General features: G+C 62.4%; 17 protein-coding genes, 1 tRNA gene and 1 pseudogene. 8 read left to right on the forward strand and 11 right to left on the reverse strand.

Annotated features, from left to right (window positions below; translation table 11 throughout):
* Positions 1 to 291: 291 nt before the first annotated feature.
* On the forward strand, positions 292 to 2,904 hold the full coding sequence (locus tag NMB96_RS15720) for a glycoside hydrolase family 3 protein (RefSeq protein WP_043889848.1): 2,613 nt from the start codon (positions 292 to 294) through the stop codon (positions 2,902 to 2,904).
* Between the two features lie 257 nt (positions 2,905 to 3,161).
* Positions 3,162 to 4,724, forward strand: a complete 1,563-nt coding sequence (locus NMB96_RS15725) for a sodium/sugar symporter (RefSeq protein ID WP_023904700.1) — start codon at positions 3,162 to 3,164, stop codon at positions 4,722 to 4,724.
* A gap of 103 nt (positions 4,725 to 4,827) precedes the next feature.
* Here NMB96_RS15725 and NMB96_RS15730 read toward each other — a convergent pair whose 3' ends face one another.
* Positions 4,828 to 6,675 carry a putative bifunctional diguanylate cyclase/phosphodiesterase gene (locus NMB96_RS15730; RefSeq protein ID WP_255086976.1) on the reverse strand — a complete coding sequence of 616 codons (1,848 nt, stop codon included), beginning with the start codon at positions 6,673 to 6,675 and terminating at the stop codon, positions 4,828 to 4,830.
* Positions 6,676 to 7,110: 435 nt separating this feature from the next.
* On the opposite strand from NMB96_RS15730, the gene NMB96_RS15735 reads away from it, so the two are divergent.
* Positions 7,111 to 8,097, forward strand: a complete 987-nt coding sequence (locus NMB96_RS15735) for a glycoside hydrolase family 5 protein (RefSeq protein ID WP_023904698.1) — start codon at positions 7,111 to 7,113, stop codon at positions 8,095 to 8,097.
* Positions 8,098 to 8,701: 604 nt separating this feature from the next.
* On the opposite strand, the gene NMB96_RS15740 is transcribed toward NMB96_RS15735, so the two are convergent.
* Together NMB96_RS15740 and NMB96_RS15745 are read right to left on the reverse strand one after the other, a co-directional pair.
* Entirely contained in the window at positions 8,702 to 9,280 is a 579-nt protein-coding gene (locus tag NMB96_RS15740; RefSeq protein WP_006449316.1) for a response regulator transcription factor, read from the reverse strand.
* Positions 9,277 to 10,503 (reverse strand): ATP-binding protein, encoded by a 1,227-nt coding sequence (locus tag NMB96_RS15745; protein ID WP_255085246.1) that lies wholly within the window; start codon positions 10,501 to 10,503, stop codon positions 9,277 to 9,279. Before NMB96_RS15745 ends, NMB96_RS15740 begins: the two co-directional genes overlap by 4 nt.
* A 120-nt stretch (positions 10,504 to 10,623) precedes the next feature.
* Here NMB96_RS15745 and ispG point away from each other — a divergent pair, with 120 nt between their 5' ends.
* On the forward strand, positions 10,624 to 11,889 hold the full coding sequence (ispG, locus tag NMB96_RS15750) for a flavodoxin-dependent (E)-4-hydroxy-3-methylbut-2-enyl-diphosphate synthase (protein ID WP_255085247.1): 1,266 nt from the start codon (positions 10,624 to 10,626) through the stop codon (positions 11,887 to 11,889).
* Positions 11,870 to 12,568, forward strand: a complete 699-nt coding sequence (locus NMB96_RS15755; RefSeq protein ID WP_023903787.1) for a phosphatase PAP2 family protein — start codon at positions 11,870 to 11,872, stop codon at positions 12,566 to 12,568. Before ispG ends, NMB96_RS15755 begins: the two co-directional genes overlap by 20 nt.
* Positions 12,569 to 12,648: 80 nt before the next feature.
* Here NMB96_RS15755 and NMB96_RS15760 read toward each other — a convergent pair whose 3' ends face one another.
* The 8 genes and pseudogenes from NMB96_RS15760 to amaB all read right to left on the reverse strand — a co-directional run bounded on the left by NMB96_RS15760 (position 12,649) and on the right by amaB (position 20,426).
* Complete coding sequence (locus NMB96_RS15760; RefSeq protein ID WP_023903788.1) at positions 12,649 to 13,947, reverse strand: MFS transporter; 1,299 nt, start codon at positions 13,945 to 13,947, stop codon at positions 12,649 to 12,651.
* 165 nt (positions 13,948 to 14,112) lie between these two features.
* Positions 14,113 to 14,256: pseudogene (locus NMB96_RS23545) on the reverse strand (aspartate/glutamate racemase family protein); the annotation flags it as partial.
* Positions 14,257 to 14,443: 187 nt separating this feature from the next.
* Positions 14,444 to 15,355 (reverse strand): DMT family transporter, encoded by a 912-nt coding sequence (locus NMB96_RS15770; RefSeq protein WP_043889176.1) that lies wholly within the window; start codon positions 15,353 to 15,355, stop codon positions 14,444 to 14,446.
* Positions 15,349 to 16,401: a UDP-N-acetylmuramate dehydrogenase gene (murB, locus tag NMB96_RS15775; RefSeq protein WP_023903790.1), complete on the reverse strand. Its 1,053-nt coding sequence runs from the start codon at positions 16,399 to 16,401 to the stop codon at positions 15,349 to 15,351. The genes NMB96_RS15770 and murB overlap by 7 nt, the downstream gene beginning before the upstream one ends.
* A complete protein-coding gene (locus tag NMB96_RS15780; RefSeq protein ID WP_006449323.1) occupies positions 16,398 to 17,453 on the reverse strand; it encodes a quinone-dependent dihydroorotate dehydrogenase in 1,056 nt (351 codons plus the stop codon). Before NMB96_RS15780 ends, murB begins: the two co-directional genes overlap by 4 nt.
* 5 nt (positions 17,454 to 17,458) lie before the next feature.
* Positions 17,459 to 18,226, reverse strand: coding sequence for a class I SAM-dependent methyltransferase (locus NMB96_RS15785; protein WP_255085248.1), 768 nt, complete (start codon positions 18,224 to 18,226; stop codon positions 17,459 to 17,461).
* 2 nt (positions 18,227 to 18,228) lie between these two features.
* Entirely contained in the window at positions 18,229 to 18,513 is a 285-nt protein-coding gene (locus tag NMB96_RS15790; RefSeq protein WP_006449325.1) for a DUF4190 domain-containing protein, read from the reverse strand.
* A gap of 377 nt (positions 18,514 to 18,890) precedes the next feature.
* On the reverse strand, positions 18,891 to 20,426 hold the full coding sequence (amaB, locus tag NMB96_RS15795) for an L-piperidine-6-carboxylate dehydrogenase (RefSeq protein ID WP_255085249.1): 1,536 nt from the start codon (positions 20,424 to 20,426) through the stop codon (positions 18,891 to 18,893).
* 134 nt (positions 20,427 to 20,560) lie between these two features.
* On the opposite strand from amaB, the gene NMB96_RS15800 reads away from it, so the two are divergent.
* The 3 genes from NMB96_RS15800 (at position 20,561) to NMB96_RS23550 (ending at position 26,924) form a co-directional block, all read left to right on the forward strand.
* Positions 20,561 to 20,637: transfer RNA gene (locus NMB96_RS15800), tRNA-Arg, on the forward strand.
* A 621-nt stretch (positions 20,638 to 21,258) separates the two neighbouring features.
* Complete coding sequence (locus NMB96_RS15805) at positions 21,259 to 22,239, forward strand: IS5 family transposase (RefSeq protein ID WP_255085250.1); 981 nt, start codon at positions 21,259 to 21,261, stop codon at positions 22,237 to 22,239.
* A gap of 149 nt (positions 22,240 to 22,388) precedes the next feature.
* Complete coding sequence (locus tag NMB96_RS23550; RefSeq protein ID WP_023903796.1) at positions 22,389 to 26,924, forward strand: RHS repeat-associated core domain-containing protein; 4,536 nt, start codon at positions 22,389 to 22,391, stop codon at positions 26,922 to 26,924.
* Position 26,925 lies beyond the last annotated feature (1 nt).

Consider the following 26,925-nt stretch of genomic DNA (forward strand, 5'->3'; position numbering starts at 1 on the left):
CCACGCTGTATCGACACGGGCCGGCTGCGCATCCCTGACAGCACCGAGTGGTGCGATGCAACAAAGTTCACGTTTGTCGAATGCCAAGCAGCGCGCCGGATTCGGCGGTTTTCCGTGGTTTGACAGGTGCTGCCGGTATTCCAAGGCTATAGCCGCGGCCAATAAGTTGCCGGCCATTTGGCATATGGGCTGGCGCGGTTGACAGGGTAGGGGAATCACGCAAGCGTACGCCGCCTAATGGCCTGCGGCGTCACGCATCGCCGTGGGGAGAACCACCTGGAGACCTGGATCTTGGACAAGCTGCTTCGTCGTACCGCCGCGCCCGTCGCGCGTCGCGCCCTTTCTCTGGCCACCGCCGCTGCAGTGCTGATGCTGGCCGCCTGCCAAGGCAAGGACACCGCTGCCGAGGCGAGCAAGACCGCGCCGGCCGCCGCACCCGCCGAGGCGTCCACTACGATCCATCCCGACCAGTGGCCGTCGCCGAAGTGGCCGTTCGCGCAGGACCAGGCCCTGGAGCAGCGCATCACCGATGTGATGGCCAAGATGAGCGTCGAAGAGAAGGTCGCGCAGACCATCCAGGGCGACATCGCCAGCATGACCCCGGACGATGTGCGCAAGTACCGCATTGGCTCGGTGCTGGCCGGCGGCAATTCCGATCCGGGCGGCAAGTACAACGCCAGCCCGGCCGAGTGGCTGAAGCTGGCCGACGCGTTCTATGAAGCGTCGATGGACACCTCCAAGGGCGGCAACGCGATCCCGATCATCTTCGGCATCGATGCGGTGCACGGCCAGAGCAATATCGTCGGCGCCACGCTGTTCCCGCACAACATCGGCCTGGGCGCCACGCGCAACCCGGAGCTGATCAAGCAGATCGGCGAAGTCACCGCTGCCGAAACCCGCGTCACCGGCATGGAGTGGACCTTCGCGCCCACCGTGGCGGTGCCGCAGGACGACCGCTGGGGCCGCAGCTACGAAGGCTATTCCGAGTCGCCGGACGTGGTGGCCAGCTTCGCCGGCAAGATGGTCGAAGGCGTGCAGGGCGTGCCGGGCACCCCGCAGTTCCTCGACGGCAGCCACGTGATTTCCTCGGTGAAGCATTTCGTCGGCGACGGCGGCACCACCGACGGCAAGGACCAGGGCGACACCAAGGTGTCCGAAGCCACCATGCGCGATATCCACGCGGCCGGTTATCCGCCGGCGATCGCGGCCGGTGCGCAGACGGTGATGGCCTCGTTCAACAGCTTCAACGGCGAAAAGATGCACGGCAACAAGGTCATGCTGACCGACGTGCTCAAGGGCCGGATGAACTTCGGCGGCTTCGTGGTCGGCGACTGGAACGGCCACGGCCAGGTCAAGGGCTGCACCAACGAAAACTGCCCGGCCTCGTTCATTGCCGGCGTCGACATGGCGATGGCCTCCGACAGCTGGAAGGGCATCTACGACACCGAACTGGCGGCAGTGAAGTCGGGCCAGATCTCGGCTGAGCGCCTGGACGATGCGGTGCGCCGTATCCTGCGCGTCAAGTTGCGTCTGGGCCTGTTCGAAGCCGGCAAGCCGTCCAAGCGCCCGCTCGGCGGCAAGTACGAATTGCTGGGCGCGCCGGAACACCGCGCGATCGCCCGTCAGGCAGTGCGCGAGTCGCTGGTGCTGTTGAAGAACCAGGCCGGCATCCTGCCGCTGGACCCTAAAAAGCGCGTGCTGGTGCTGGGCGATGGCGCCAACGACATGGGCAAGCAGTCCGGCGGTTGGACGCTGAACTGGCAGGGCACCGGCACCAAGCGCAGCGATTACCCCAATGGCAACACCATCTGGGAAGGCCTGGACAAGCAGATCAAGGCGGCCGGCGGCAAGGCCGAGCTGGCAGTCGACGGCGCTTACAAGACCAAGCCCGACGTGGCGGTGGTGGTGTTCGGCGAGAACCCGTACGCCGAGTTCCAGGGCGACATCGCCACCTTGCTGTACAAGCCGGGCGATGAGAGCGAACTGGCACTGATCAAGAAGCTCAAGGCCGAGGGCATCCCGGTGGTGGCGGTGTTCCTGAGCGGGCGTCCGTTGTGGATGAACCAGTACATCAACGCGGCCGATGCGTTCGTTGCCGCCTGGTTGCCGGGTTCGGAAGGCGAGGGCATTGCCGACGTACTGCTGCGCAAGGCCGATGGCACGGTACAGAACGACTTCAAGGGCAAGCTGAGCTTCTCCTGGCCCAAGACAGCGGTGCAGTTCGCCAACAACGTCGGCCAGAAGGATTACGACCCGCAGTTCAAGTTCGGCTTCGGCCTGACCTATGCCGACAAGGGCGACCTGGCCGCACTGCCGGAGGAATCGGGCGTGTCCGGTGAGCAGTCGGTGGGTGGGGTGTATTTCGTGCGCGGCAAGCCGGCGCTGGGCATTGCGATGCAGCTGTCCAATGCCGGCCAGGCCAACATGCCGGCGACCACGCTGCCGGTGGGTCTGTCCGATGGCAGCCTGAAGATGACCGCAGTCGACCACAAGGCACAGGAAGACGCGCGGCGTCTGGTGTGGTCCGGTGCCAAGGCCTCCAGCGTGTTGCTGGTGTCCGGCAAGCCGGTCGATGTCTCGCGTGAGAGCAACGGCGATGTGCAGCTGCAGCTGACCGTGCGCCGCGACAGTGCAGTGACTGCGCCGGTGTGGCTGGGCGTGGGCTGCGGCGACAAGTGCAGCGGCCGTGTCGATGCACAGAAGACCCTGGCCGCGCTGCCGCAAGGCCAGTGGAAGGTGGTCGGCGTGCCGTTGAAGTGCTTCGCAGTGGCCGGTGCCGATGTGACCAAGCTGAGCCAGGTCGCCAGCATCGAAAGCGGCGCAGCGCTGGATCTGTCGATCTCCAAGATCGCGCTGGGCGCGCTCAACGAAGCCGAAGTCACGCTCGACTGCCCGGTCAAGTAAGCAGTACTCCCGCAGGCGCGCTTGCGGGAGTGTGCAGGTAATCAAGCAACACACGCGTCGCCGGCCCCGGCGACGTGTTACAGCGGCCACCCTCAGCGGTGGTGTCATCAGCCGCCGCGGGACGCGCGCGTCGATCGGCCGGGACGGCCTGCAGCTGCGGTTCGCCGCGCTGCCGTCATGCACACGGTGCGGGCGGCGGCAGTCTGCAGACCTGTCCGGTCCACGACGCACACCCCAGAGCCAGACAGGAGAGTGCAGTGGGTTTGGCGACGTTGGATATCGTGATTGTGCTGGTCTATCTGACCGGCATCTTCGTGCTCGCGCAGTGGGTCTCGCGCGAGAAGGCAGGCCACACCAAGAGCGCCGAGGATTACTTCCTGGCGAGCAAGTCGTTGCCGTGGTGGGCGATCGGCGCCTCGCTGATTGCCGCGAACATTTCGGCCGAGCAGATCATCGGCATGGCCGGTTCCGGCTATGCGATCGGTCTGGCGATCGCCTCCTACGAATGGATGGCGGCGCTGACGTTGTTGATCGTCGGCAAGTTCTTCCTGCCGATCTTCTTGCGCAACGGCATCTACACCATGCCGCAGTTCCTGGAACAGCGTTACGGCAAGTGGATCCGCACGCTGATGGCGGTGTTCTGGCTGCTGCTGTACGTGTTCGTCAATCTCACCTCGATCCTGTGGCTGGGGTCGATCGCGGTCAGCCAGGTCACCGGTATGGACCAGACCCTGGCGCTGACGCTGATCGGAGTGTTCGCGCTGGTCTACCAGTTGTACGGCGGTCTCAAAGCAGTGGCGTTGACCGACATTGTGCAGGTCACCCTGCTGGTGCTGGGCGGCCTGCTGGTGGCCGGGCTGACCCTGGCGCGGATCGGCGACGGCGCCGGCGTGCTGGCCGGCTTCAAGCAGCTGTGGAGTGCGCACCCCGAGCATTTCCACATGATCCTGAGCAAGGACAACCCGTTCTACAAAGATTTGCCCGGCCTGAGCGTGCTGCTCGGCGGTCTGTGGGTGATGAACATCAGTTACTGGGGTTTCAACCAGTACATCATCCAGCGCGCGCTGGCGGCCAAGAACATCGGTGAGGCGCAGAAGGGCATGGTGTTTGCCGCGTTCCTGAAATTGCTGATGCCGTTGGTGATCGTGGTGCCGGGTATCGCTGCGGTGGTGCTGGCACCGGATCTGGCCAAGCCCGACCAGGCCTATCCGACCATGATGCAGCTGTTGCCGACCGGCATTCTGGGGTTGGTGTTTGCAGCTCTGGTCGCGGCGATCGTGGCCTCGCTGGCCTCGAAGATCAATTCGGTGGCGACGATCTTCACCCTGGATTTCTACGCCAAGTTCCGCCCGCAGACCGAGCAGAAGCAGTTGGTGCGCGTGGGCCGTATCGTGGCCATCGTGGCGGTGGTGATCGGCATCCTCACCGCGCGGCCGTTGTTGGGCAACTTCGATCAGGGCTTCCAGTTCATCCAGGAATTCACCGGCTTCTTTACCCCGGGCGTGGTGGTGATCTTCATGCTCGGCCTGTTCTGGAAGCGCGCCAACGAAGCTGGCGCATTGACCGCGGCGATCGGCTCGGTGGTGTTGTCGTTCGCGCTCAAGTTCGCCTGGCCGGAACTGCCGTTCATGGACCGCATCGGCGTGGTGTTCGTGGCGGCGCTGGTGCTGGCGGTGCTGGTGTCGTTGATGACCGCGCCCACCCAGGCGCGCGATCTGATCCGCACCGACGATGTGGCCTACGGCACCACGCTGGGCTTCAAGATCGGTGCGATCGGCGTGGTGGTGATTCTGATCGCGCTGTACGCGGTGTTCTGGTAATCGCCAACGCAACCGGCTGACATCGGTTGTTGCACGCGGCGCGGCACGCAGGTGTCGCGCCGCAGTGCGTTTGGACGTTGTGGTTTATACGCGACGCAACGATTTACACCCGCGCAGCCGCCAGGCTCGCGGCGAGCAGATTGACCGGGGCTTCAAATTGCGCATGCCACGGCGTCTGCAGCCAGGTTTCCAACGCGGCGGCCGGCATTGGCTTGGCGATCCAGTAACCCTGGCCTTCGTCACAGCCCCAGGCGCGCAACTGCGCATACGCCTCGGCCGACTCGATGCCTTCGGCGACCACGCGCTGGCCCAGGCTGTGGCCGAGCTGGATCATCGCCGGCACCAGGGTGCGGTCGGTGCGGCTGTCCGGCAGCGAGCGGACGAAGGATTGATCGATCTTCAACGAACTGGCCGGCAGCTGCTTGAGATAGCTGAAATTGCTGTAGCCGGTGCCGAAGTCGTCGATGGCGATATGCACGCCCAGCGCCGCGATGGCTGCCAATTGCTCGGCAAGATGCTCCGGGTGGCGGATCATCGCGCTTTCGGTGAATTCGATTTCCAGCCGGCGCGGATCCAGTTTGTGGCGCTCCAATCCACGCTTGAGCAGGCCGGCAAAACCGGGCCGGTCCAGATCGGCGGCCGACACGTTCAAGGCCAGATTGAAGTCCAGGCCTTGTTGCTGCCAGCGCGCGGCCTGGGCGATGCCGTTGTCGATGACCCAGGCGGTGATGCGATTGATCAGCGCAGTCTTCTCGGCCATCGGTACGAAGTCGGACGGCATCACTGGGCCGATCATCGGGTGCTGCCAGCGCAGCAGCGCTTCCACCGCCACGCAGCGGTGATCGTGCAGATCCACGCGCGGTTGATAATGCAGACGCAACTGGCTGGCGCTGTCGAGCGCTGCGGGTAAGGCCGCGAGCAAGCGGAAGGTATTGCGCTGGGCCACATCGTGCTTGCGCTCGTACATGCTCCACGGCAAGGCGCGCTCGCGTGAGACATCCACCGCAGTGGTGAGCGAGCGGATGGTATCGGCCGCGCCATAGCTGGTCTGCAGCGCAACCGCGCCGATCGAGGCCACGGCCGTATGCGGAATACCCTGATGTTCCAGCGGTTCGGCGAAGGCCTTGGAGACCTTGGTGCACAGTGTGGACAAGCGTTGCGTTTCGGCCTGCGCCAGAAAGCCGAAGGTGGTCGGGTCCAGGCGATACAGCGCGGTGCCGGCCGGCAGATAGGTCGCCAGACGACGTTGCGCCATGGCCACATAGCCGTCCGCGTAATCCCAGCCCAGCGCCTTGACCATGTCGCGGAAGTAATCGCTGCCGCAGATGTCCACCGCCACCGCAGTGGTGGTCGGCGCGGTATCGCGTTGCGAGAGCCAGGCATCCAGGTCCTCGCCAAAGCGCGATCGATTGGGCAGACCGGTCGGGCCATCGCGATAGGTGGTACTGCGCAGGTTTTCCACCCGCAGTACGGCCAGGTCGCGCAGGCCTTCCAACTGGGCGATGGTCGCTGCGTCCAGACCTGGGCGCGGGCTGGTGCCGATCACGCACAAGGTGCCGATGCTGTGGCCGTCGAGCAGTTTCAGCGGTGCGCCTGCGTAGAAGCGGATGAACGGCGGGCCCAGCACCAGCGGGTTGTCGCAGAAGCGCGGATCCAGCTGCGCGTCGGGTACCACCATCACCTCGTCCGAGCGGATCGCATGGGCGCAAAACGCCTGGTCGCGCGGGGTTTCCTGCGCCTCCAGGCCAATACGTGCCTTGAACCACTGGCGGTGCTCGTCCACCAGCGAGACCAGCGCGATTTCCGCGCCCAGAGTGCGTGCCGCCATCGCGGCGATGGTCTCGAACATCGGGTCCGGTGGCGAGTCCAGCAGGCACAAGCCACGCAGGACGGCCAGCCGGGTCGACTCATCGGCCATCGGCGAAAGCAGGGATTCGGCAGAGCTGAGCATGGATTGCATGTGTTCGTATCGGCCTGAAGCGTGATCCCTTGATCAGGGGCGACTGGCTTTGTTCAGTTGATTGCGGGCTGTACTGCCGGCAGGCGGCGTGCCATGCGCTGTCGCTGCCCGGATCGATGCAATCGCGCGGTGTTTACCGCGACTCGCAGCGTCGCTGATTGGTCTGACTCGGACGACATTCCTGATCTGCAAAGCCTGTCGCACAAGCGGCGACGGAATGCCTCCAGACCGCTAAACATTGCCGGCTTACGGCCGATCACTGGCTGTACGCAGATTCGTAGAGCCAGCGACAAGCCCGATTTATTTCAGCGCGTGGTTGCTTCTGTGATCTGGGTTGCCTTCACCGCTGTCGGGAGTTGACACAGTGTTCATGCGATCTGTGGATTCCGCCGTCGCGGTTACGACGTCCCTGCCTGGAAACCGATCGTGAAATTATTGCAGTCTTTCGCTCAACGCATGCTCCTGATCACCGCCGGTCTGGCGCTCTCGTCTGCTGCGCATGCGGGATTGTCGGTCTCGGGCACGCAGTTGCGTGAGTCCAACGGCAACGCGCTGGTGTTGCGCGGGGTCAATCTGCCGCATGCCTGGTACGCAAGCCGTACCGATGCAGCCTTGGTGGCCATCGCTGCGACCGGCGCCAACAGCGTGCGGGTGGTGCTCAGCTCCGGCTACCGCTGGAACCGCACACCGGAAGCCGAGGTGGCGCGCATCATTGCGCGTTGCAAGAGCCTGGGCCTGATCGCGGTGCTGGAAGTGCACGACACCACCGGTTATGGCGAAGACGGCGCGGCGGCCGGTCTGGCCCATGCCACCGCTTACTGGACCAGCATCCGCAAGGCGCTGATCGGTAACGAAGACCACGTGATCATCAATATCGGCAACGAGCCGTTCGGCAATCGCTTGAGCGCGAGTGAATGGGTCAACGGCCATGCCACCGCGATCGTTGCGTTACGCAAAAGCGGTCTGACCCACGCGCTGATGGTGGATGCGCCGAACTGGGGGCAGGACTGGCAGTTCTACATGCGCGACAACGCTGCTGCACTGCTGGCGCGCGACAGCAAGCGCAATGTGATCTTCAGCGTGCACATGTACGAGGTGTTCGGCAGCGATGCGACGGTCAACAATTATCTGCGTGCCTTCCGCGATAAAAAGCTGACGCTGGTGATCGGCGAGTTCGGTGGAGACCATCGCGGCGCGCACGTGGACGAAGCGGCGATCATGCGGCGCGCACGCGAGTACAGCGTCGGCTACATGGGCTGGTCGTGGTCGGGCAACGACAGCAGCACCAAATCGCTGGACATTGCAGTTGGCTGGAATGCCGCACGCCTCAGCACCTGGGGAACCAGATTGCTCCTGGGCGCCGATGGTATTGCGGCGACTTCGCGCAGGGCTAGCGTGTTCGGCCCGCGTTGAGAGGTCAGATCCATCGGCGCGCGTCGGCGGTCTTTTGAATCGGTATTGCGTCTTAGGTAGGTGTAGAGCGGCTGGTCCTTGGTTTGGTTGCAGGGCCCTTGCCCGCCCACCGTCGCGGGACACGCCGCAAGTACGTCCATGTAGGCTCTTACGCGGCATCCATGCCGCGTAAGGTCCCGCGACGGTGGGCGGGCAAGGGCCAGTGGAGGTGGTCGGTGTGCATGCTTGCAAGCAGTGCATGACGCGCGTTTTTGGATGACGGCGAGAATGACGGCGCGTCCGATCAGCGTCGCAACGCGAACGAACAACAGGCAGGCTTTCAACGAAGCGACCTACGAACTTCCTGGTGTGGTGTCCTTGCCGATTGCGGGACCGTGTGGCGGCATGGATGCCGCCACCGAGCCTCCACGGACGGATTTACGGCGTGTCCCGCGAGCGGTGAGGGCGCCGCGCACTCGACTGACCAGACTTGGGTGCATTTAGACACCACGATTCGAAATCTTGGGTGTCCTGCTAAGTGATTGGACGGTGCAGACGGGTCGTGCTGAGCGGCGAGGGCACCGCGCCCCCGGCCAGCTCGCCCTCACGACAACCTAGCCAGCTCTCAACGCCCGGGCTCGCGTAACGGGCCCGGGCTTGGACGCTTGGTCAACTTGCGCTGCAGTGAGCGGCGATGCATGCCGAGCAGGCGTGCGGCGGCGGAGACATTGCCGCCGGTTTCGTGCAGCGCCTGCTGGATGTGCTCCCACTGCAGACGGCTGAGCGGAGTCATCATTTCCTGCGCGGTTTCTTCTTCGTCCGGCTCGGGCAGCTCGTCGTCTTCCTCGCCCAGCGCGCGCATGATGGTGGGGATATTGGCCGGCTTGGGTAGATAGTCGTCCGCGCCGAGTTTGATCGCCTCCACGGCGGTGGCGATGCTCGCGTAACCGGTGACCAGCAGGATGCGCATGTCGGTGCGAATCTCGCGTAGCGGCTGGATCAGGTTCAAACCCGAATCGTTGCCGAGCTTGAGATCGATCAGCGCGAAATCCGGCAACGCGCTGCGCGCGATCGACAATGCACTGGCCGCGTCGGTGGCGGTCAGCGTTTCGACGCCGCGACGGGCGAGGCTGCGTTGCAGGGTGCGCAGGTACAAGGTGTCGTCGTCGACCAGCAGGCCGGTACGCAGGGGAGTGCTTGTCATGCGAGTGCCTCGTGTTCGGAGAGCGGCAGGCGGAAACCGACGCGGGCGCCGCTGCCTTCGGCGGGCAGCATCCACAATTCGCCCTGCAGCCGCTCGACGGTGGCATGCGACAAGGCAAGACCCACACCCATGCCGTCGTGCTTGCCGCTGTTGAACAGGGTGCCTGGCAGCATGGCCTGCGAGGTGTCGAAGCCCGGCCCGTAGTCGCGCACTTCGCCGCTGAGGTGGTCTTGCTCTATGCGCAGGGTCAGATCGATTTGCGGGCGCCCGGCACGTTCGCCGGCGTCAGCGGCATTGTTGAGCAGCACCATCAGCAGATGGCTGACGCCGGGCTGCAGCAGCAGTCGCATCGGTGCGTCGTCGTTGCGGCGCAGCTCGATGGTCGGGCGCACCAGCCGCCACTGTTCCAGCACGTCCGTGACCGCCACTTCGCGGCTCAGGTGCCCATTGTCGGCCGGCGCTGCCAGCGCCAGCACGCGCTCATGGCACTGCACCAGCAGCTCGCGCAAGGTGTCCAGATCTTCGCGCAGCTCGTTCTGGTCGCACTGGTCGGCGATGTCGTCGACCAGCAGGGTCATCGTCGCCAGCGGGGTGTTCAACTCATGCGCGACCGAGGCCGCATGCGTGGCCAGCGCCACGATGCCCTCGTTGCGCGCAAAGCGCTCGCGCAGCATGGAGATCTCGCGCTCGCGCTCGCGCATCGACAAGGCCAGCCGCGTGGCGAACGCCAGCACCACCACCGTGGAGAGCAAGAAGTTGGCTGCCATGCCCCACATGTGCAGGCTCAGCGGGTCGAAGCTGCCGTAAGGCAACGGCAGGCCGAAGGCGGCGCTGATCACGTAACCGGCCACACAGGAGGCCGCTACCGCCATCGCCCAGCCCAGCGGCAGGGCCAGTGCGGCCAGCGCGATCAACACCAGGAACAGCGAGCCGAACGGATTGGCGATGCCGCCGCTCCAGCCCACCATCCAGGTCAGCACGGTCACATCGACCAGGATGTGGCCAAACTCGGTGGCCTGGCTGACCGCGCCGCGGTGGGCCACACGCAGCTGCGCATACAGGTTGAACACTGCCAGCGCGGCCACGCCGGCCCACAGCGGTTGCTGCGGCAGGTTCAGGCCCATCACCCCGGTGGCGACCAGGATGGTGGCGGCCTGGCCGGCAGTGGCCAGCCAACGCAGGCTGCACAGGGTTCGCAGGAAAGAAGCGTCGGAGCTGTTCATCACGGCAATGCTATGCGCTCGGGGAGGTGGCGGTATGCGACAAACCGTCGCATCGGTGTGGAAGACGGCCCGCGCGGCGCTTCAGCTGTGAGCGGACCGATGACAGGCTAAAATACCGCGATGTACGACGCCGTGACCCGCCCAACCCCTCCCGCCGACGCCACCGCCTGGCCGCGTCGCATCACCCGCAGCGTCAAGATCGGTAGCGTGATCGTGGGCGGCGGCCACCCGGTGGTCGTCCAGTCGATGACCAATACCGACACCGCCGACATCGCCGGCAGCGTCAAGCAGGTGTCCGAGCTCTGGCGCGCCGGCTCGGAAATGGTGCGCCTAACCGTCAACAACGCCGAGTCCGCCGCGGCCATTCCGCGCATCGTCGACAAGTTGCGGATGATGGGGATCGAGGTCCCGTTGATCGGCGACTTCCATTACAACGGTCACCAGTTGCTCGCCGCCGAGCCGGCCTGCGCCGAAGCGCTGGCCAAGTACCGCATCAACCCCGGCAATGTCGGTTTCGGCAAGAAGAAGGATCTGCAGTTCGCGCAGCTGATCGAATTCGCCATCAAGTACGACAAGCCGGTGCGCATCGGTGCCAACTGGGGCTCGCTGGATCAGTCGCTGGCGGCGCAGCTGATGGACGAGAATTCGCAGCGCGATACACCGTGGGATGCCGGCCGTGTGCTGCGCGAGGCATTGATTCGCTCGGCAGTGGATTCGGCCGAGCGTGCGGTGGAGCTGGGCCTGGCGCGCGAGCGCATCATTCTGTCGGCCAAGGTGTCCGGCGTGCAGGAGCTGATCGCGGTGTATCGCGACATGGCGAGCCGCTGCGACTTTGCGCTGCACCTGGGCCTGACTGAAGCCGGCATCGGCAGCAAGGGCATCGTGGCCTCGGCTGCCGCGCTGAGCGTACTGCTGCAGGAAGGCATCGGCGACACCATCCGTATCTCGCTGACGCCGGAGCCGGGCCAGTCGCGCACCCAGGAAGTGATCGTTGCGCAGGAACTGCTGCAGACCACCGGCCAACGCGCCTTCACCCCGATGGTCACTGCGTGCCCGGGCTGCGGCCGCACCACTTCGGAGTTTTTCCAGGAACTGGCTGGCGTGGTGCAGAACCATGTGCGCGCCAAGATGCCGGAGTGGAAGATCAGCAATCCCGGCGCGGAAAACATGACCCTGGCGGTGATGGGCTGCGTGGTTAACGGGCCGGGCGAATCGCGCCACGCCAATATCGGTATCTCGTTGCCGGGCACCGGCGAGGCGCCGTCGGCGCCGGTATTCATCGATGGCGAAAAAAGCGTCACCCTGCGTGGCGAGAACATCGCCTACGAGTTCATCGATCTGATCGACCAGTATGTCGAACGCACCTATGTCCGCCGCGCCGGCTGAATCGCCGGCCGGTTTCAGATATTGGCTGCGCAACAATGCGTGGCGCATGGCGTTGTTGTTCGCCGGCGTGTTGTTTCCGCTGGGGCTGTTTGTTGACCTGGCCGATGAAGTCCACGAGCTGGAAAATTTCTACTTCGACGAGCCCTTGCTGTGGAGCATGCGCAGCATCGCCACGCCGGGGCTGGATGCGTTTTTCGGCCTGATCTCCAGAGTCGGCTACCAGTACGGCGTGATTCCGATCGATATCGCGATCGTGCTGGTATTGCTGGCGTTGCGGCGCTGGCGCGAAAGCACCTTCGCCGCGCTGGGGTTCGGTGGATCGGCGTTGTTGAACATGGGCGCCAAACAGTTCTTTCAGCGCAATCGCCCGAGCTTGTGGGAATCGATCGCCCCGGAAAGCACTTTCAGCTTCCCGAGTGGTCACGCGATGGGCTCGATGACGCTGGCTGCGGTGGTCGTTGCGCTGGCATGGAACACGCGCTGGCGCTGGCCGGTGACCATTGCCGCCAGTCTGTTCGCAGCGCTGGTCGGCGTGTCGCGGATTTACCTGGGCGTGCATTACCCCTCCGACATCCTGGGCGGCTGGTCGGCCGCACTGGTGTGGGTGGTCGGGCTATATCTGGTGATGTTTCGCGGCGCGCGGCGTCCACATTGGCGTCGCCATCGCATTTCAACCTGAGTGCACGGCCGTTCCGATCGCGAACGTGGTTGCCGCAAGCGCAGGCACCGAGCATGGTGCAGACAGGTACGGCCTTTGACTCAGCAACGACTTGCTCGCTCCCGGCGCCATAACTGCAGCCCGATCACGCTGCCAATCACTGCCAGCAGACTCATGTAGTACGCCGGTCCCATCGGGTGCTGCTTGAGTAACATCACCACCACCAACGGTGTCAGACCACCAAAGACGGCATAGCCCAGGTTGTAGGCGAACGACACGCCAGACAGTCGCACCACCGGCGGAAATGCTTCGACCATGATGCGCGGGATCGCGCCCAGGACGCCGAGCGCAGCGCCCAGCAGGGCATACAGCGGAAACAACAGCTGCGGGTCGCCCGCCAGCCGATAGAACAGCCATGCGCTAATGCCCAGAAACACACTGCCGGCAAGCAGCACGCGTCCGTTGCCCCAGCGGTCGGACAAGGCGCCGGCCACGATCGAGCCGATGGCCTGCAGCAGAACCGCGAGCAGATTGGCCTGCAACGCAACCGCTGCCGGGTAGCGATACACGCTCTGCAGCAGCGTGGGCGTCATCAGCGATACCACCAGCACCCCGGCCGCCACCATCCAGGTCAGCCACAACGACAGCGCCACACTGCGTGGATGATCGCGCAGCACCACCTTGAGTGGCGTTTCGCGCGCGATCGCACGCATGGCCATCAGTTCGGCGAACACCGGGGTTTCGTGCAGCCAGCGCCGCAGATAGACCGAAAGCAGCCCGAAGACGCCGCCTGCCAGGAACGGCAGGCGCCAGGCGTAGTCGGCGATCTCCTGCGGGGTGAAGGCGCGGTTGATCGCCCCGGCGCTCAGCGAACCGAGCAGGACGCCGGCAGCCAGGCCGGCGGTCAATGTTCCGCAGGCGAGTCCTCTGCGCTGCGCCGGCACGTGTTCTGCGACGAAGACCCATGCACTGGGGACTTCGCCGCCGATGGCCGCGCCCTGCAGCAACCGCATCGTCAGCAGCAGGAGCGGGGCGGCCAGGCCGATCTGCGCATAGGTTGGCAGCACGCCGATGGCCAGCGTGGGCAATGCCATCAGCCCGATGCTCAGCGCGAACATGCGCTTGCGACCAAGCAGATCGCCGAAGTGCGCCATCACGATCCCGCCCAGCGGGCGGATCAGGTAGCCGGCCGCAAAGATGCCGAAGGTCTGCAACTGGCGCATCCAGTCCGGGATGCCTGGCGGAAAGAACAGTTCTCCCAGCACCGTCGCGAAGAAAATGAAGATGATGAAGTCGTAGAGTTCCAGCGCGCCGCCCAGCGCAGACAGGGCCAGCGTCTTGTAATCGCCGCGTGTGAGCTGGGTTGCTGGTGCAGTGCCTGGTAATGGGTCGGTCTTCAAGGCGTGACCTCCTGTGGCAGGTGATGGCGCGCATGCGCGTGCTGGAACAGTGGCGTTTGACGCAGCTGCGCTGCCGCGCCAGCAAGGTACAGCTTGCACGTTTGTACGCAAGCACGACGCAGATGCACTTCGGTAAAGGCGCGGTGGCTGCGCCTTCGATACCGATCAATCGTGCACGCTTGCCAGCGCCGCCGCCTCAGCGTGCAGTGCGGTGGTGTCGAATAGCGGCAGCGGCGCATCGGCGGCACCCACCAGCAGCGAAATCTCGGTGCAGCCCAGGATGATCGCCTGCGCACCTTGCTGGCCGACGCATGCCCCCGATCAGGCCAATGGTTTTGCTTGGAACCGGCATGCCGACCTCATCGCGGAGCATTCAATGAAAGTGCGCCTGCCGACGTGGTCCCGTCAATGTCCGTGTCGCGCCGACAGCGCAGTGTACGTTGGCATCGTTGCCACGCCACCGCGCGGGCCTGCAAGGCGCCGCACAGACGGTTGATCACTCGCCTGGTTTTACGCCCTCTATCGGCGCGTGCGTGGCAGCGCGCCGTGCCAGCACGCTTTCGCGATGGGCGATATAGACGTTGGCACCGATGATGATGGCCGCACCGATCAAGGTATGGCGTTCGATCGCCTCGCCGAACAACCACCAGCCCAGCAATGCTACCAGCGGCAGCTGCATGAAGCTGATCGGCTGCAGCGCCGAGACTTCGCCCAGCTTGAGCGCGCGCGTCCAGAACAACTGCCCGGCGGTGCCGAAGATGCCGGTCGCCACCAGCCACAGCCAGTCGATGCCCTGCGGCCAGGTCCATTGAAACATTGCCGGAATCAATGACATCGGCACCCAGAACACATAGGTGTAGAACACCACAGTGTCGGAGTCGTCGTTGCGCGACAGCTGTTTGATCTGGATCGCGACGATGGCGCTGATGACCGCAGCCAACAGCGCAACCAACAGGCCGGGCGTAAAGGTGGACGAACCTGGCCGCAGGATCACCAACACGCCGATGAATCCTGCCGCCACTGCCAGCCAGCGGCGCATGCGCACTTGTTCGTGCAGCCATACCACCGCCAAGACGGTGACGAACAACGGCGTGGAATACGATAACGAAATCGCCTGCGACAGCGGCAGATGGCCGATCGCCCAGAACCCGCACAGCATCGAGGCCAGACCGATCGAGGTGCGCGCCAGATACTGCGGCAATTGCCGCGTACGCGGCAGCGGTTTGCCCGGCCGCACGATCAGCGGCAACAACGCCAATAATCCGAACGCGTTACGAAAAAACGCAATCTCGGTGGTGGAGATATTGCTTGATGCCAGCCGGATGGCGATGGCCATCAGGCCGAAGGCGAAGGTACTGGTGAGCATCCACAGCGCAGCACGTCGTGATGCCTGTTGCGCTGTCACCAATGCGCTCCGATGACGCGCGGTTCCGGTTCAAGAATCACCGAGTAACGCTCGCGTACCGACTCGGCGATGCGCCGTGCAAATTCCAGCAATTGCGCGCCGCTGGCCGTGCCGTAGTTGACCAGTACCAGGGCATGCTCCGGCGACACACCGGCATCGCCTTCGCGCCGGCCCTTCCAGCCGCATTGCTCGATCAACCAGGCCGCCGACAATTTGCCCTGGCCGGGCTGTTCGCCGGGATACACCGGCATGTCCGCAAACGTGGCTTGCAGCGCGGCGATTTGTTCGCTCGGCAACAACGGATTCTTGAAGAAACTGCCTGCATTGCCCAGCACATCCGGGTCCGGCAATTTGCGCTGGCGGATGTTGATCACCGCCTGTGCCACATCGGCCGCACCAGCTAGCTCGGCGCCCATGCTGGCGAGTTCCTCGCGGATGCCGGCATAGTCCAGCCGCAACTCATGCAGCAGCGGCAGATTGAATTCCACTGCGACGATCAGATAGCGCTCCGGCAGTTGCTTGAACATGCTGTCGCGATAACCAAATGCGCACTCGGCTGCAGCCAGCCGCACGAACTGCTGCGTGTGCCGATCGAAGGCTTCCACCACATGGATGAAGTCGCCCACTTGCGCGCCGTAGGCGCCGATGTTCTGAATCGGACAAGCGCCTACCGTGCCGGGAATCAATGCCAGATTTTCCAGCCCCGACAGGCCTTGCTGCAGCGAATACAGCACCAGCGCATGCCAGTTGACGCCGGCACCGGCGCGCACGATGGCGTGGTCGGCATGATGCGCGATGATGCTCAGATCGCGGTTTTCGAAACACAACACGCAGCCTGGCGGGTCGCCAGCCAGCAACACGTTGCTGCCGCTGCCCAGGACCAATAGCGGTTGCCCGGCGATCTCGGGAGCGGCCAGTGCCTCGGGCAATGCGTCGGGCGCATGGATGCTGAGCAACCAGCGCGCCGTGGCCTCCACATGAAAGGTGTTGAGCGCACGCAGCGGCGCGTACTCGCGCAACTGCCAGCCCGGCTGCACGGCATCGCTCATAACGGCGACACCGCACCGCCGCTCGGCGCTTCGCGGCGACGACGAATTGCATCCACGCATTCGCCGATCAACTGCGGCCCGCGATACACCAGGCCGCTATAGCACTGCACCAGGGTTGCGCCGGCCGCCATCTTCGCCAGCGCATCGGCACCGGAGTTGATACCGCCCACGCCGATCAACGGAATCGATTCGGGCAGGCGCGCACGCAAGCGGCGCAGCACCAGGGTGGATTGCCCCAGCAGCGGTGCGCCGGACAGTCCGCCGGCCTCGCCAGCCAATGGATGGTTGGCGATCAACGTACGCGTCACCGTGGTGTTGGTGGCGATCACGCCATCCACCGCCAGGTCGGCCAGTACGCGCGCCGCAGCATCGATGTCGCGGTCGTTGAGATCCGGCGCCACCTTCACCAGCATCGGCACGCGTTTGCCGTGTTGAGCGGCCAGTGCTTCCTGGGTTTCGCGCAACTCGGAAATCAAACGACGCAGCGCCTGTTCTTCCTGCAACTCGCGCAGGCCGGCGGTATTTGGGGAGGAAATATTGACGGTGATGTAGTCGGCCAGCGGGTACACGCGCTCCATGCAATAGCGGTAGTCGCTGGTGGCTTCCTCGTTGGGCGTGTCCTTGTTCTTGCCGATGTTGATGCCAAGCAAGCCGCCGCGACGGCGCGCGCGCTGCACGTTGGCCACCAGCGCATCCACGCCCAGATTGTTGAAGCCCATGCGGTTGATCACCGCCTGATATTCCGGCAGCCGGAACATGCGCGGCTTGGGATTGCCTTCCTGCGCACGCGGCGTCACCGTGCCGATTTCGACGAAGCCAAAACCCAGCGCCAGCAGCGCATCGATATGTTCACCGTTCTTGTCCAGCCCGGCACCGAGCCCGACCGGATTGGGAAACATCAAACCAAATGCGGGCGTCGGCAGTGGCACCGGGCGCTTGGCCAGCAGCGGCGTGGTGCCGGTGCGGTAGGCGGTGTCGATGGAGCGCAGGGCCAGCGCGTGGGCGCGCTCGGCGTCGAGGGAAAACAGAAAGGGGCGGGCAAGCGAATACATGCGGGTCAGTTCAATCTCCCGGCGAAAACGCGGGTCTGGTATTGGAAGTCGATGTGTCCGTCATGCGCATGCGCATCGAACAGCGTGCGTAGCGCGGCGAGCATCGGTGCATGGCGCGGGTCGTGCGCGAGCGGCGCATACGAAGACGACAATAGCCGGCCGCGCAAGGCGTCGAAATCCAGCTGTTGCGCATTGGGAAAGCGCGCCATCGCGCGGAAGCCTGTGCCAAACCAGGCCTGCATCGTGGCATCGTCCTGGTAACGCTCGGCCACGGCCGAATAGTCGGTGCCGTAGTCCAGCAGGATTTGCTCATAGCCGCGCAAGAAGTCGGTGGTGTCCAGCTCGCGGGTGTTCCAGTAGATCATCGCCAGCCCGTCGGGTTGCAGGATGCGCGCCCATTCGGCGCGAATGGCCTGCGTGTCGAACCAGTGGAACGCCTGCGCGGCAGACACCAGGCCAACGCTGGCATCGGCCAGCCCGGTGGCCTCGGCGGTGCCATCGATCGCCTGAAACTTGGGGAACCCCGCCAGCCACTGCTGCGCAGCTTCACGCATGGCCGGGTTGGGTTCCACTGCCGTGACCGGATAACCGGCCTCCAGAAACAGGCGGCTGGAGATGCCGGTGCCGGCGCCAATATCGGCCACTGCGGTTGCCGGGGTCACACCCAATTCTTCGTGCAACCAGCGCAGCAACTGCGGCGGATAACCGGGCCGGTAGCGCACATAGGCCGCGACGCGGTCGTTGAAGCGCTGGGCAGAGGAGGGCGCGGCCATGCTCAACTGTTTGCGGCCGCAAGCCAGGCCATACCGCCGAAAAACAGGATGAAGATCGCGAGTCCTGCCACCCAGAGCGCTACCGCCAGCCAGCCAAGAATCAGCCCGCCGATGGCCAGCCCGTCGCCGTCCAGGCCTTGCGGGTTGCGGCGGATTTCCGCCCGCGCCAGATGGCCGGTGATGATGGCGCAGAGGCTGCCCAGGAACGGGATCAGCGTCCAGCCAAGAATGCCTGCAACCAGGCTGACGATGGCCATGGCACTGGTCTGTCGAACGACGACGTTCATCAGCAACTCCTGTAGAAGGGCCGGCAGCCGACGGCTGACGTACCGCGATTATCCCAGAGCGGCCGCCCGAAAGGCGTGCCGTTTGCGGCCAAACGGCGATCGCGTGGGCGCGTTTGGCGCGTTTGAGCGCTCGAATCGGCTGAGTGTGCGGCGTTGGGCGCCGCTACTCATGGCAACAAGGGTGCCGGACGCTCCGCAGATTGCTGGTCCGGTGGCCCTGGTGCAGGCGGTTATCGGCTAGCGGTCGCGGTATATCGGCGACCAATGCCGTCACTGTCAGGCTGTCCTGCCAGCAAGCTGCCGATTGCAGTGCAGCGGCGTTGCCCACCCGCAGATACGGCAGCGCGCCGGGCATTCTCCGGCGCGCCGTGCGGCCTTCAATCGAGATCGAACTTGATGCCCTGGGCAAGCGGCAGCGAGTCGGAGTAGTTGATCGTATTGGTCTGGCGACGCATATAGACCTTCCACGCATCCGAGCCGGATTCGCGACCGCCGCCGGTTTCCTTCTCGCCACCGAACGCGCCACCGATTTCCGCACCCGAGGTGCCGATATTGACGTTGGCGATGCCGCAATCGCTGCCCGCAGCGGACAGGAACTTCTCGGCCGCCTTCAGGTTCTGGGTGAAGATCGACGACGACAGGCCCTGCGGCACGCCGTTCTGCAGGTCGATCGCTTCGTCCAGCGTGCTGTACTTCATCACGTACAGGATCGGTGCGAAGGTCTCGTGCTGTACCACCGCGTCGCTGTTCTGCAGCCCGGTGACGATGGCCGGCAGCACGAAGTTGCCCGAGCGATTGATCGCGGTGCCGCCTACTTCGACCGTACCGCCGGCGGCCTTGGCCTTGGCGATCGAGGCCAGGAACTGCTCCACCGCACCCTGGCTGTTGAGCGGGCCCATCAGGTTTGCCGGGTCGGTGGGGTCGCCGATCTTGCTGTCGAGCTGCTTGTACGCCTTGACCAGCGTGGCCAGCACGTTGTCGTGGATGGACTCATGCACGATCAGGCGGCGCGTGGTGGTGCAGCGCTGCCCGGCGGTGCCCACCGCACCGAACACGATGCCCGGGATGGCCAGCTTCAGGTCGGCGGTTTCGTCCAGGATGATGGCGTTGTTGCCGCCCAATTCCAGCAGGCAACGGCCCAGGCGATGCGCGACCTTCTCGGCGACCACGCGGCCGATCTGGGTCGAACCGGTGAAGCTGATCAGCGGCACGCGGCCGTCCTCGACCAGCTTCTCCGACAGCGATGTGCCGGCATCGTTGATCAGGAAGAAGATGTCCGGGAAGCCTGCGTCCTTCAATGCCGCATTGCAGATCTTCATCGTCGCGATCGCGGTCAGCGGAGTCTTGTTGGACGGCTTCCAGATGCAGATATCGCCGCAGATCGCCGCCAGGAACGCATTCCACGCCCACACCGCCACCGGGAAATTGAACGCACTGATGATGCCGACCAGGCCCAGCGGCTGGTACTGCTCGTACATGCGGTGGCCCGGCCGCTCCGAGTGCATGGTGTAGCCGTAGAGCATGCGGCTCTGGCCCACCGCGAAGTCGGCGATGTCGATCATCTCCTGCACTTCGCCATCGCCCTCGGGCTTGCTCTTGCCCATTTCCAGCGCCACCAACGACCCCAGCGCATCCTTGTGCGCCCGCAGCGCCTCGCCACACAGGCGAACGGCTTCGCCACGACGCGGCGCCGGTGTGGTCCGCCACACCTTGAAGGCGGCCTGCGCACGCTGCACGATCAGCTCGTAGTCTTCCGGCGTGGTCGCCTGCACATCGGCGATGACTTCATTGGTGGTCGGATTGAGCGGCTGCAGCACCCCGGCGCCGGTGGCCTGCGACCAGGTCGCCTCGCCAAGATAGGTACCGGAATTGGACGCGGCGAGGTCGAGCGCCTTGAGCAGGTCAGCGGACATGGGATCTCCAAAGGTCGGGACGGTCGCGCAGCGGCCATGGCCGCCCGCGACACGGGTAGCCGCCGATTTTAGCAGGCTCCGCCGACCACCCACCGGCTTGGCAATCGCAACGATCGTGCGACAATGCCGCCCTTGGCCCCGTAGCTCAGCTGGATAGAGCGTCCCCCTCCTAAGGGGAAGGTCGCCCGTTCGAATCGGGCCGGGGTCACCAGGATCGATCAGATAGTCAATAAGGCAGCAACGTGTGGGCCAAGCATGCTCACATGCCGACTATAGGTTGCCGTGCCAGCAATAGTTCACTTGTTGCCCTAAACCTCCGACATCTCCCGGCTGCACAGTCGCAGCAGGTGCTTGGTGTTTGAAGCGCCTTAGATAATGACTGAGTTCAACCGTTCGGTAAAAATTTTGGTCATATTCCACATGGAGCTAAATTCTCAATAAAGATTTTCGTCTCCAAGCGACTGTCGCTTCGTGCAATTCTAGGCTCTCAGATCAAGATCGCTGAATGCCTTAAATTGAGATTTTCTTCAATAAATCAGGAGGCAAAGGTGCAGCCTGGAAGTTTGATCTTTGCCGATGTGTGTCAAGCGCTGACAAATTCCGGTAAATTAGTATTGCTAGCCGTTTCTAACGGCAGTGAAATGTTCAGATATTTTTTGATTTCAGTATTGATTTAATCTTGACGTGGCAACGGAACAGAACTAGTCTTTGGCTTGTGACGCCGTCAATTTTCTGACTTGTTGTTTTGATAACGTCAGTGGACTGCTAAGGAACCTCTGAACAACGCACCACAGATACGCGACACTACCCGCCTGATGTTGAGGAGTGATCCATGCAACTGACGTTCGGTGACGCTGAGGGCCTGGGCAAGCGCAAGCAGACCCGGCGCGAGATCTTTCTGGCCGAGATGGAGCAGGTGGTTCCGTGGCAGCAACTGCTCGGTCTGATCGCGCCGCACTATCCGGTATCGGGCCGGCCAGGTCGGCAGCCGTACGCACTGGCGACGATGTCGCGGATTCATCTGCTGCAGCAGTGGTATGCGCTGAGCGATCCGGCGATGGAAGAAGCACTGCACGAGATCCCGACCTTGCGGCGGTTTGCCCAGCTCGGTGGCTTGGACAACGTTCCGGACGAGACCACGATTCTCAACTTTCGGCGCCTGCTGGAGACCCATGGCCTTGCCGCGCGGATGCTGGAAGCGGTCAACGCGCATCTGGCGCGCAAGGGCCAGAGCCTGCGGTCGGGCACGATCGTCGATGCGACGCTGATCGCGGCGCCCAGTTCGACCAAGAATGCCGACAACGCGCGCGACCCTGAGATGCATCAGACCAAGAAGGGCAATCAGTGGTATTTCGGGATGAAGGCGCACATCGGCGTGGATGAATTTTCCGGGTTGGTGCACCACGTCCATTGCACAGCCGCCAACGTCGCCGATGTCACGGTGATGCACACGTTGCTGCATGGCAAAGAAGACAGCGTGTTCGGCGATAGCGGCTACACCGGTGCGGACAAACGCGAAGAACTGCAGGCCTGCAAGGCTGCATTCTTCATCGCCGCCAGGCCCTCGACGATGCAAGCCCTCGGCAACAAACGCGAGCGTGCTCGGGAAAGACGTTGGGAACACTTCAAGGCCAGCGTGCGCGCGAAGGTGGAGCATCCATTCCGGGTGATCAAGCGCCAGTTCGGCTACACCAAGGTCCGCTATCGCGGCCTGGCCAAGAACACCGCGCAGGTGCTGACCTTGTTTGCGCTATCGAACCTGTGGATGAAGCGAAAGCAGTTACTGCCGACGATGGGGAACGTGCGCCTGTAACCCGGGCAACACCCTGCAAACGCGCCGGAAACGGCAAAAAAATCGAGGATCTGAGCGCCGTCAGCCTGGTCGATGTGGTTAGGCTCATCCTCCGATGCCGTTGATCAGACCATCCCTAAAGAAAAAAACTTAAACACATGGAGAGTGGTATGAGCACCAAGAAGTGCATATTGACACGAAGCTTTTATTTTTGCGCCGCGATGGGCTTGCTCTTTGCAGTGTCGGTTGATGCGTTTGCAGCTTCTTACTACGGACCGCCCTACACGGTTAATTCTATCTACGGGAACGGTAGGTTTGACTCGGCAGGCGCTGCTGCTGATTGGCTCATAGGTCAGATGACCAAAGGATGCAGCTCTTCCCCTAAAGGATGTTCGTCGTGGCCTGTGGTCAAGTACAACTCGACCACGACAGGGGCGATTGTCATGTGGCCGAAGGATTCATCTGGTTTTTTTGTAATCGCGACTACCTATTCTGTCGGTTCGCCGAGAAAAAATCTTGGCAGCTGCAGCATGTCCTGCAGCGGAGGGCTTGGCGCCGGCAAGGACGGAACCGGGCCGCGCGGAAGCCGTGATAGCGCAGCCAGCGCAAACCGAGCGGGATCCGTTTTTGAAGGGGATCCGATCAATACCGCCACAGGCAACTTCTACCGTCAAGAAACGGACTACGAGAATCCAAGCGGTCTTATGTTTCGCCGCTTTTACAACAGCTCGGCATCAGTTACCTCCTCCACAATGGGCAAGCAGTGGCGTCACTTGTTTGATCGAAAATTGGAAATTCAGCGTTCGACAAGTGCGGCTACCGATACGCAGTCGATCAATGCCCATCGGCCAGATGGAGGTTCGTTGATCTTTCAGCTGATAGGTGGCGTTTGGAAGACCAGCTCAGACTACTCCGAAACACTTGTAGAGCGGCCGGATGGTGCAGGTTTTGCCTTGGCGATCTCTGCTACCCAGCAGACAGAGATTTATGATGCGAAAGGTCTTCTGCAGGAGGTGTACGACAAGGCCGGCCAAAGGATCTATCTGTTGACCTATAGCCTCCCTGATGCAACGGGAGCGGGCGGCGGGATTCTCCAGAGCGTGGCCGACAGGAGTGGCCGGCAATTGATTTTTGATTACGATAGTGCTGCAAGGTTGGCCGGAGTCACCCTTCCGGACAAAGGAAAAATTGTCTATTCATATGACGCCGCTGGATACCTCGCGTCTGCGAAATATTCTGACGAGAAATCGATTGGCTATATTTACAATGAGAGTAACTATACCGGGGGGAATAATCTTCCTGGTGTGATGACTGGGGTGATCGACGAAAAAGGTGTGCGATACGAAACGATTACCTATCAATCGTCGAGAAAAGCGACATCGGCTTCATTTGCTGATGGTGTCGATACCACTAAGATTGACTACAATGCCTACTCCACAAACGGCATAGTCGACTCTGCAGTCATCGGGCCGCTTGGGACGCGGAGCGGGTTAACGTTTGTTGATGCTGCGACGGGTGCAATACGACTTGCAGGTGCAGGTACACCCTGCGGTACGCAGTGCAATCAGTCCTACAAGGCGATTACGTACGATGCAAATGGCTATGTTGCTTCTACGACCGACTTCCAAGGTAACAAAAGCCAGACCAGCTTCGACAGCGATGGGCTTTTGAAGCAGCAGATCGATGGGGTGGGTTCTGCACAGCAGCGTACCATCAGCACTGTGTGGAATGGGGCGATCCGTGAGCCCCTAGAACGAACCATTCTCGATGCTGGTAACGTCGTCAGAGCCAAGTCGAAATGGGCTTATAACGCCAGTGGATTGCAGACTGCCAGTTGCGAGATCAACACAGCGGTGGCTGCTGCCCTTTCTTATGCGTGTGGGAGTGCAGCAGATGCGCCCGCAGGTGTTCGTCAGTGGCGCATAAGCTATTGTGAAAAGGTGGATGCAGCCAACTGTCCCCAAGTCGGTTTGGTTCTCTCGGTAGACGGGCCGCGCACGGACGTAAGCGACATCACGTCGTACCGCTACTACGCTAGCAGCGATGAATCCGGATGCGGTACTGCGAGCGGCCAATGCCACCGGGTTGGTGATCTTTTCCAAAGCACGAATGCAGCAGGTCAGACCACCACCTACGCTTCGTATGACAGCAATGGGCGGCCGACGCGCGTTATCGATTCGAACGCGATAGCGACTGATTTCAGCTATGCACCTCGTGGATGGCTCACTTCCCAAATTACTCGGTTCGCAGCGAGTGCCGCTGCTTCCAGCCAGGATCGGGTGATGACGGTTGCGTACGACGAAACAGGCAATGTCAAGCAGGTAACGCAGCCCGATGGCGATTTCGTAAAGTACGACTACGATGCAGCCCACCGCCTCACGGATATCACTGACAGTGCCGGCAGTAACCTGCATTATTCTCTCGACGTAGCTGGGAATTGTTTTAAGGAAGAAATCAAAGATGCGTCCGGAAACGTCAAGCGGACTCTGACGCGGGTCTATAACAAACTTGGTCAGCTGCAGACGCAGGCCGATGCGTCTGCTAATCCCACTGAGTTTGCTTATGACCTCAATGGTGATCTGAAATTGGTGACCGATGCGCTTGGGCGCAAGACACAGCTGGATCCCGACCCTCTGCGTCGTGTGGTACGTACGCTTCAAGATGTGGGCGGGCTGGCGGTGGAGATAACGCAACAACTGGATGCGCTGGACCGCGTCACCGCGGTCATCGATCCTAAGGGTCTGACCACGCGTTACGACTACAGCAGCCTTGGCGACCTCGGCAAGCTAACTAGCCCCGATACCGGTGCCACCACGTATAGTTACGATGCCGCTGGCAACCGCACACTCGAAGCGACTGCCCGCGGGGTCAAGATCAGTTCGAGCTATGACGTGTTAGGACGCCTGACCAAGCTGAGCTACCCCACCAGCGCGCTCAACGTAGCCTACAGTTACGACGTCGCGCCGGTCAGCTGCCAGGCGGGAGAGACTTTTGCGCAGGGTCGCTTGGCGTCCATCAAGGACAGTAGCGGAGCGACCGAGTATTGCTACAATAGTTTCGGCGATCTGGTACGCAAGCTGCAGACCACCAACGGCAAGGCTTTCACGCTGCGCTATGGCTACACCGCGTCGGGTCGTCTGGCGAGCGTTATCTACCCGGATGGCGCCAAGGTGGATTACGTCCGCAACGGGCTGGGTCAAGCCACCGAAGTGGGCTATACCCCCGCAACGGGCGCTCGCCAAATTCTCTTGAAAAACGCCAGCTATCTTCCGCTTGGTCCAATCGCAGGCTGGATGTACGGTAATGGTCGTGTACTGACGCGTGCCTATGATCAGGACTATCGCCCGAAAGCAATTCAGGACACGAGCGCCGGAGGTCTGAATGTCGGTTTTGGTTTCGACCCGGTCGGAAATCTGTCCAAGCTGACCCCGGCCGGCGGCACTGTTGCGGATGTCACGCTGGGCTATGACCCGCTTGGCCGGTTGACGGAGTTCAAGGACGGCGTGACCGGCACGGTGCTGGATGGCTACACCTACGATAAGACAGGTAACCGTCAGAGCAGTAAATCGGCAGCCGGCGAAGTCGCTTACACCTACGAGGCAAACAGCCATCGCCTAATCAAGGTAGGTGGGGCACCACGTGTCTACAACGCCGTAGGCGATACCACCTCGATCAACGGAACCGAGCGCGAATTCGTTTACGACGTGACCGGCCGTATGAGCCAAGTCAAGCGCAATGGCGTAGTGGTACGCGAGTACCGTTACAACGGCAAGGGCGAGCAGATCCGTCGCTTCCTCGGTACTGCAAATACTTACACGCTCTATGATGAGTCCGGCCGCTGGATGGGTGACTACGACAACGCGGGCAAGTCGCTGCAGCAAGCGATCTGGCTAGACGACATGCCGGTGGGCGTCACCGGTGCGGATGCCAAGTTGGCCTACATCGAGCCTGACCACTTGGGTAGCCCGCGCGTGGTGGTTGATCCAGGGCGTAATGTGGCTGTTTGGACTTGGAACTTACAGGGTGAGGCGTTTGGGAGTACGGCGCCGAATCAGGATCCCGATGGTGACGGTAAAGCGTTTGTATTGGATATGCGTTTTCCGGGTCAGCGGTTCGATACAGCTAGCGGATTCAATCAGAACTATTTCCGGGACTACGACGCTGCAACTGGTCGTTACTCGAAGAGTGATCCTGTGGGATTAGGGGGTGGGGTAAATACCTATTCTTACGTAAGAGGTAATCCTTTATTTGCTAGTGATTTGCTGGGTCTCGATACTGCGTTGATATTGTCAGGAGGAACAGCTGATAATCCGTTCGGCCACTTGGCGACGGCAATAGAAGGGCAGGGTGTTTATAGTCGCGGCACTAAACATGATTTTGGATCAAGTTTTGATGAATACTTAAATGATCAACTTAGTGATCGTTTTGTGGAGGTGATCGTTCTCAAGACTGATGTTAAGCAAGAGCGGGCGATCATTGAGGCGATAAGGGCTGATTCAAAAAATCCTTATCATGTTCTTTCAAGTAATTGCGCCACCACTGTCGGTGTAGGCCTGGCAGCTGCTGGGATTGAGAATAATGGCTCGATTCTGCCTGGAGGTGCATTTATGAATTTCCTCGGAAGTGACTTGAAAGTTGGTTATTATCATATTCCTAAGGGTGGCGTTGTTCCATCTGGCCTGAAATTCTTGAATCCTGGAAGATAGA

The sequence above is a fragment of the Xanthomonas hortorum genome (assembly GCF_024339125.1).
Classification (GTDB): domain Bacteria; phylum Pseudomonadota; class Gammaproteobacteria; order Xanthomonadales; family Xanthomonadaceae; genus Xanthomonas; species Xanthomonas hortorum.